Here is a 6,000-nt window from a genome sequence, read left to right on the forward strand (position 1 = left end):
CCGGATCTCTCTCTAGGGGTTGATCCCAGCTTGTTGCTAGGATAATCAGCCGTTTAACCTATTGACAGAAGAGCCATAAAGTAGTAGAGTGCCTCACACTAATAGTTTTTAATTTTAAGTTTTAATTTGTTTAGGTAAATAAATGGAAAACGTGCAAGCTGCGATCGCTACGGCAACATTTATATGTGTAGTTTTCTTAATAATTACAGAATGGATACACCTAACAGTTGCGGCATTTCTGGGAGCGGTGATTCTGGTTTTTACCCATGTGATGACGTTAAACAACGCGATCGAATATATCGGTCGAAGTCACGCCACCCTGGGCTTGTTCTTCGGAGTCATGGTAATGGTGAGAGCCTTTGAGCCTACCAAAGTATTCGACTACTTGGCAACTCAAATGGTGCTTTTAGCAAAAGGCAAAGGCAAAAATCTCTTGCTGGGTATTGTCGCGATTACTACGCCACTTTGTGCAGTTTTGCCCAATGCCACGACAGTCATGCTGCTAGCACCATTAATTCCGCCAATGGCAGAAGAAGTCGGTGTAGATTTTGTGCCGTTACTGATTTTAATGGTATTTGTGGCTAACAGTTCGGGACTGCTGACACTCGTGGGCGATCCGGCGACATTCATTGTCGGCGATGCTATTAACATGAGCTTTGCAGATTACCTGGTAAAGTTAAGTTTGGGCGGGGTAATTGCCGTAGCAGTTATATTAGTTATGTTGCCTTGGCTGTTCCGAGAAATTTGGAACAAAAAATTAGACGATTTGGAACACTTGCCGCACCCAAAAATCAATCACCCGCGAGTCTTAGCAGTGGGCGGTGTAATTATAGCTTTCGTGCTGACATTTTTTGTAATAGGAGAGTCGCTGCCGGTGCCTATTTCACCGGCAGCGATTGCTTTGTTGGGGGCTGCTTTGGCAATGCTCTTAGCTCACCATTCCCAACTTGATTCTGTTAATAATATTTTGCGGGATTTAGATTGGAGCACGTTGCTATTTTTTATGTCTATCTTTGTGCTGATTGGCGGTTTGGAAAAAACCGGAGTAATCGGCAATATATCTGGAATATTAGCAGTAATTTTAGGTAAAAATATTTTTCTGGGTTCTTTAGTTTTGTTATTTTTTGTGGGTTTGATGTCGAGCGTGGTGCCAAATATTCCGCTGGTAGTGGCGATGGTGCCGCTGCTAAAACAGTATGTTGTCAATATCGGGATGGCACCAGCAGAGGTGCTGGCTCCGGATTTTGCAGGGCAGTTTCCACCTGCTGTGCTGCCACTGTTTTATGCGATGATGTACGGAGCAACTTTAGGCGGAAACGGCACTTTGGCAGGAGCTTCTTCTAATATAGTGGCGGCGGGAATTTCTGAACTGCACGGGCGCCGGATTTCTTTTCAAACTTTTCTGCGTTACGGGCTGCCTGTGATGGCGTTGCAATTGGTGGCTGCGGCTGTTTATGTAACTATTCGGTTTCTGATTTGAAGAAGTCATTAGTCATTAGTTATTAGTCATTAGTCATTAGTCATTAGTTATTAGTCAACAGTCAACAGTCAACAGTCAACAGTCAACAGTCAACAGTCAACAGTCAACAGTTAACAGTAATCTAAACTCCATCCAATTCTAAGGGGAAAATTACAGTGAAGGAGGTGCCAACTCCTACTTCAGAAACTAATTCGATTTTACCTTGCAAGAGGTTGACTAATCGAGCGACAATTGCTAGCCCTAAGCCGGTACTGTCAGGCATCACAGAACCCAGGGAGTTGTTGGCCCGAACAAATGGCTGAAAAATCCGATCGCAGTCTTCTGAAGCAATGCCAATGCCTGTATCGGTGATGCAGATACTCCAATGTTGGTCTGGCAATAATTCGGTTTTTATGGTAATAGTACCAGCTTGGGTGTAGCGAATGGCGTTGCTCACCAAGTTGGTGATAATTTGCTGCAAGCGCAAGTAATCTGTCATAACTTGATCGAGAACCGGATCGCACTCAAGGGCGATCTCTAAATTTTTTGCTTTGGCCAAAGGCTCGATTATTTCGACAACAGTGCCGATCGCCGATCGCACATTTGTAGCAGTTAGCTGCAATTTTATGCGTCCCGTGTCGTACCGCGAGATTTCGAGAGTATCGTTAATTAATCTAAGTAATAGTCTGCCGTTGTTGAGGACTTTATCAATATGTGCCAAATTGGGAGCCGAATCTTGAACTCTAGGATTGTTTATTTGGCGCAAAAACAATTGTGAGTAGCCAATAATAGAGGTGAGGGGGGTTTTCAATTCATGAGCTAAGTGAGATATATTCTCTTGACTGGCGCGAAGTAAGCGAGTCAGCTCTTGATTTGTAAGTTGCAATTGGTTTTGTAAATCCTGTAGTTCTTGGAGTCTTGCCTGGGTATAGGTTTGGAAACAGTCAGCAATTGCTTCGTCGAGGGCAGCGTCAATTAAGCGATAAGCTCGGTTCACTTCAGCGGCTGAGCCTTTTAGTAATTCAGGCTCTAAAGCATCGAAAATTACCCTCCGCAGCAAGCGGTATTCCCGCGAAATTTCTGCGGCATCGTAGCCTTGTTGCGCCCTGAGACCCCCGTGGTGTAAACTTTCTTCTATGACTGTCCGAAAGTCGCCCTCTTCTGATTCGGACAGCATAGTTACGATCGCTTGCAGTACGATGGGAAGGCTGTCGCGCACGGAATCGTAGGTGAGTTGCTTGGCGGTGCCGATTTTCTCGTCGCCCCGAACAGCTTCGATCCAGTTTTCGGTAATTATATCAATTTTATCTTGTAGGGCTTGGCTAAAATCTATCATTGCTTTTATAGAAATCAAGTAAGTGATCGTATTTTATATTTCTAGATTACTTTAATAATTAACTTTTTGAATTTTCTCTCAACTTTTGGGTTCTGCCGCACTCAAATAGCTACTCCTAAAGACATATTGACAATAGAATAAGCTCGTGATACCTTATGTTAAATTGGCTTAAAAAGTCAAGCCTAATCCAGCAGTGCGCGATCGAACCAAGCGTGTGGCTGGAGCGGAGGAACCAATTTTCGGGGCGAATCTCTAGAGAATTAAAAAGCAAAGTTAAAAATTGCCAAATTTGAGTGTAATTTTTGATTTTGAAATCTCAGGAGAAGGACATCTCTCAGTCCTAGCCCGTCAGCTAACTTCGCAGGCATTGAGAAGAGACTGAAAAGCCAACTTTCTGAACAAGATAGTTTGGCTTCGTCAGTGTCTCAGGTTGGTATTGTTCAAGATTCTTGTACCTGCCCTGACTCTGAAGGAGTTTGAAATGTTCATACAGCTTAATTTATCTGCGATCGCAGTTGCAGGAGTTGCAACGTGGAAGCGTATAAAACCCGTTGTCATCCGAGATGCAGTTTTGTTGCCGGCGGCTGGTTTTTTGGGAATTCTTGGTGTGTGGTGGATTGTTGCCAGCTTCAAAAGCGATTTGATTCCCACTCCGTATCAGGCGTTAGTCGCTAATTTAGATTACATATTGCATCCATTTTACCAGCGCGGGCCTGGAGATTTAGGCATTGGCTGGCTGCTGCTAGCAAGTTTGCGTAGGGTGTTGGTGGGATTTTTTCTGGGTGCAGCAGTTGCGATTCCCGTGGGATTTCTCATCGGGATGTCGAAACCAGCAATGATGGCGCTCAATCCGCTGATTCAAATCTTCAAACCAGTGTCGCCGCTAGCTTGGCTGCCCATAGCTCTATCAATTTTTAATTTAGCAGATCCGTCGGCAATTTTTGTCATATTCATTACGTCTTTGTGGCCGACAATTATCAACACAGCTTTGGGAGTTTCTAGCGTTTCCAAGGATTATCTGGATGTGGCGCGAGTGTTGGAAATGCCGCGCTGGAGGCGGATTACCCAGATAATTTGGCCTGCAAGTTTGCCATATATTTTTACAGGTTTGCGGATTAGTTTGGGGATTGCTTGGCTGGTGATTGTGGCAGTGGAAATGCTGACAGGCGGCGTGGGAATTGGCTTTTTTGTCTGGGATGAGTGGAGCCGTTTGAATCTGAGTTCAGTATTTTTAGCGGTGTTTGTAATTGGCATAACTGGATTGTTGCTCGACGCTGCTGTTGACAAAATTCAGGAATTAGTAACGCATAGATCGGTCATTAATCATTAGTCAGTTTGCAGTTTGCAGTTGTTAGGAAAGCAGTTGTCAGTTGTCAACAGTTAACAGTCAACAGTCAACAGTCAACAGTCAACAGTCAACAGTCAACAGTCAACAGTCAACAGTCAACAGTTAACAGTCATTAGTCAAATTAAATATGAGTGACAAGTTTTCCAATGAATGGAACCGCCGCGAGTTTTTGCAAGGAATGGGAGCGGCGGCGGCGGGAATGGCTTTATCTAGTTGTGGAATTAGCGCGGATCGATCGGCAAAAGGACTCACAGAAGAAGCCTCAGCCGTAAAGCCGGTTGTCGATTCCCGAAGCTTAGAAAAACCCGATTTAACCGTAGGATACGTGCCGGTTAACGATTGTGCACCATTTGCGATTGCCTGGAAAAAAGGCTTTTTCCGCAAATACGGTTTAAACGTCCAACTCAACCGCGAAGCAAGCTGGGCAACCTCCCGCGACGGCCTAATCTTCGGCCGCCTCGACGCCTCCCCAGTCGTATCCGGCGCCGTCACCAACGCCCGAATTGGCGCCGAAGGAGCGCGGCACGCACCCCTGTGCGCGGCAATGACAATTCACCGCCACGGCAACGCCATGACGATGAACAAAGCTATGTGGGATTTCGGTTTGCGCCCGTGGCACGAATACAACGGCAATTTGGAAGAATTTGGCAAACAATTTCGAGCCTTTTTTGACAGTCAGCCGCCGGAACAAAGGGTTTGGGCAGTTGTTCTGAGTTCTTCGATTTACGAATACTTTGTCCGCTACATATCGGCGGCTGCCGGTGTCGATCCGTTCAAAGAATTTCGGGTAATTATTGTGCCGCCGCCACAGATGGTAACTAATATCAGGATTGGCGCGATGCAGGCTTACATGGTAGCCGAACCTTGGAATACGCGGGCAATTCAAGGCAATTTGGGAGTGGGTTTTACCTTCGTTCAAGGCAAGGAAGTTTGGCTGGGACATCCCGATCGACTTTTGGGAGTAATGCAATCATTCATTGAGGAAAATCCGAAAACTTATTACTCGCTGGTTAAGGCAATGGTGGAAGCTTGTCAGTATTGCAGCAAGCCGGAAAATCGCAGTGAAATATCGGCGCTGCTGACTGGGCGATCGTTTACGGGGGCGAAACCGAAAAAAGGGGCGATCGACAAATTTACGCGACCGGCAATAGTTGGCGACTACAACTATGGAGGGTTTGACGAAAAAGACCGCACCATACAATCGGAAGATGCAACTATTTTCTATGGCATTCCTAAGAATTTGCCTCAAATACCGGGAAATCATTCAACATTTATGTGGCAGTCTCAGAGTATTTGGTTGATGACTCAAGCCGCTCGCTGGGGACAGATTAAAGAAGTGCCAAAAAATGCTGAGGAATTAGCTAAAAAAGCTTGGAGAACCGACCTTTACCGCAAGATTGTTGCCGAAATGGGCATCGATTGTCCCCAGGAGGATTACCAGGTGGAACCTGCGGAACTTTTCATTGATAAAAAGGCATTTGATCCGAGCGATCCGGTGGGCTATGTGAATAGTTTTGAAATTCGAGCCAACCGCCCTCAGTCTTTTTTTCAGTCTTAATCTTTGAGATTTGCTGTCTTCCTTCTACATTCCTCGCGTTCCCCCCTAGCTCCTCGATCCCCCCTTAGCTTGCCCCCTACTCCCCCTTAATAAGGGGGGAACCGGAGCGTTCAAAGTCAACCCCTACTCCCCTTATTAAGGGGGATTTAGGGGGATCGAGACTCAGCTACAAGCGAGATATACAATAACCCATAAACAATTACCAGGAACGTCAGATGACTCAATAGACCTCTTGCAAAATAATTTTATGATATAATGAAAACTTTTGCTGAGAGTTGATTGAATCCCAACTCCTAACT

At 45.4% G+C, this 6,000-nt stretch carries 4 protein-coding genes and 1 riboswitch; of the genes, 3 read left to right on the forward strand and 1 reads right to left on the reverse strand.

Annotated elements, in window-relative coordinates:
• Nucleotides 1-142: 142 nt before the first annotated feature.
• Nucleotides 143-1,480, forward strand: coding sequence for an ArsB/NhaD family transporter (locus QUB37_RS24155; protein WP_333166991.1), 1,338 nt, complete (start codon nucleotides 143-145; stop codon nucleotides 1,478-1,480).
• Nucleotides 1,481-1,601: 121 nt separating this feature from the next.
• On the opposite strand, the gene QUB37_RS24160 is transcribed toward QUB37_RS24155, so the two are convergent.
• Nucleotides 1,602-2,795, reverse strand: coding sequence for a sensor histidine kinase (locus tag QUB37_RS24160; protein ID WP_333166993.1), 1,194 nt, complete (start codon nucleotides 2,793-2,795; stop codon nucleotides 1,602-1,604).
• 169 nt (nucleotides 2,796-2,964) lie between these two features.
• A riboswitch (cyclic di-AMP (ydaO/yuaA leader) is annotated at nucleotides 2,965-3,177 on the forward strand.
• Between the two features lie 99 nt (nucleotides 3,178-3,276).
• Between QUB37_RS24160 and ntrB the strand changes: the two genes are divergently transcribed.
• Complete coding sequence (gene ntrB, locus QUB37_RS24165) at nucleotides 3,277-4,125, forward strand: nitrate ABC transporter permease (RefSeq protein ID WP_333166995.1); 849 nt, start codon at nucleotides 3,277-3,279, stop codon at nucleotides 4,123-4,125.
• A gap of 145 nt (nucleotides 4,126-4,270) precedes the next feature.
• Complete coding sequence (locus QUB37_RS24170) at nucleotides 4,271-5,701, forward strand: ABC transporter substrate-binding protein (RefSeq protein ID WP_333166997.1); 1,431 nt, start codon at nucleotides 4,271-4,273, stop codon at nucleotides 5,699-5,701.
• Nucleotides 5,702-6,000 lie beyond the last annotated feature (299 nt).

The sequence above is a fragment of the Microcoleus sp. AT3-A2 genome, assembly GCF_036705685.1.
In the GTDB taxonomy this organism is placed as follows: Bacteria; Cyanobacteriota; Cyanobacteriia; order Cyanobacteriales; family Microcoleaceae; genus Microcoleus.

What these genes read in the sequence shown, in the direction of transcription:
- QUB37_RS24155 (WP_333166991.1), top strand. Translation starts at nt 143, where the DNA reads ATGGAAAACGTGCAAGCTGCGATCGCTACGGCAACATTTATATGTGTA.
- QUB37_RS24160 (WP_333166993.1), bottom strand. Translation starts at nt 2,795, where the DNA reads ATGATAGATTTTAGCCAAGCCCTACAAGATAAAATTGATATAATTACC.
- ntrB (WP_333166995.1), top strand. Translation starts at nt 3,277, where the DNA reads ATGTTCATACAGCTTAATTTATCTGCGATCGCAGTTGCAGGAGTTGCA.
- QUB37_RS24170 (WP_333166997.1), top strand. Translation starts at nt 4,271, where the DNA reads ATGAGTGACAAGTTTTCCAATGAATGGAACCGCCGCGAGTTTTTGCAA.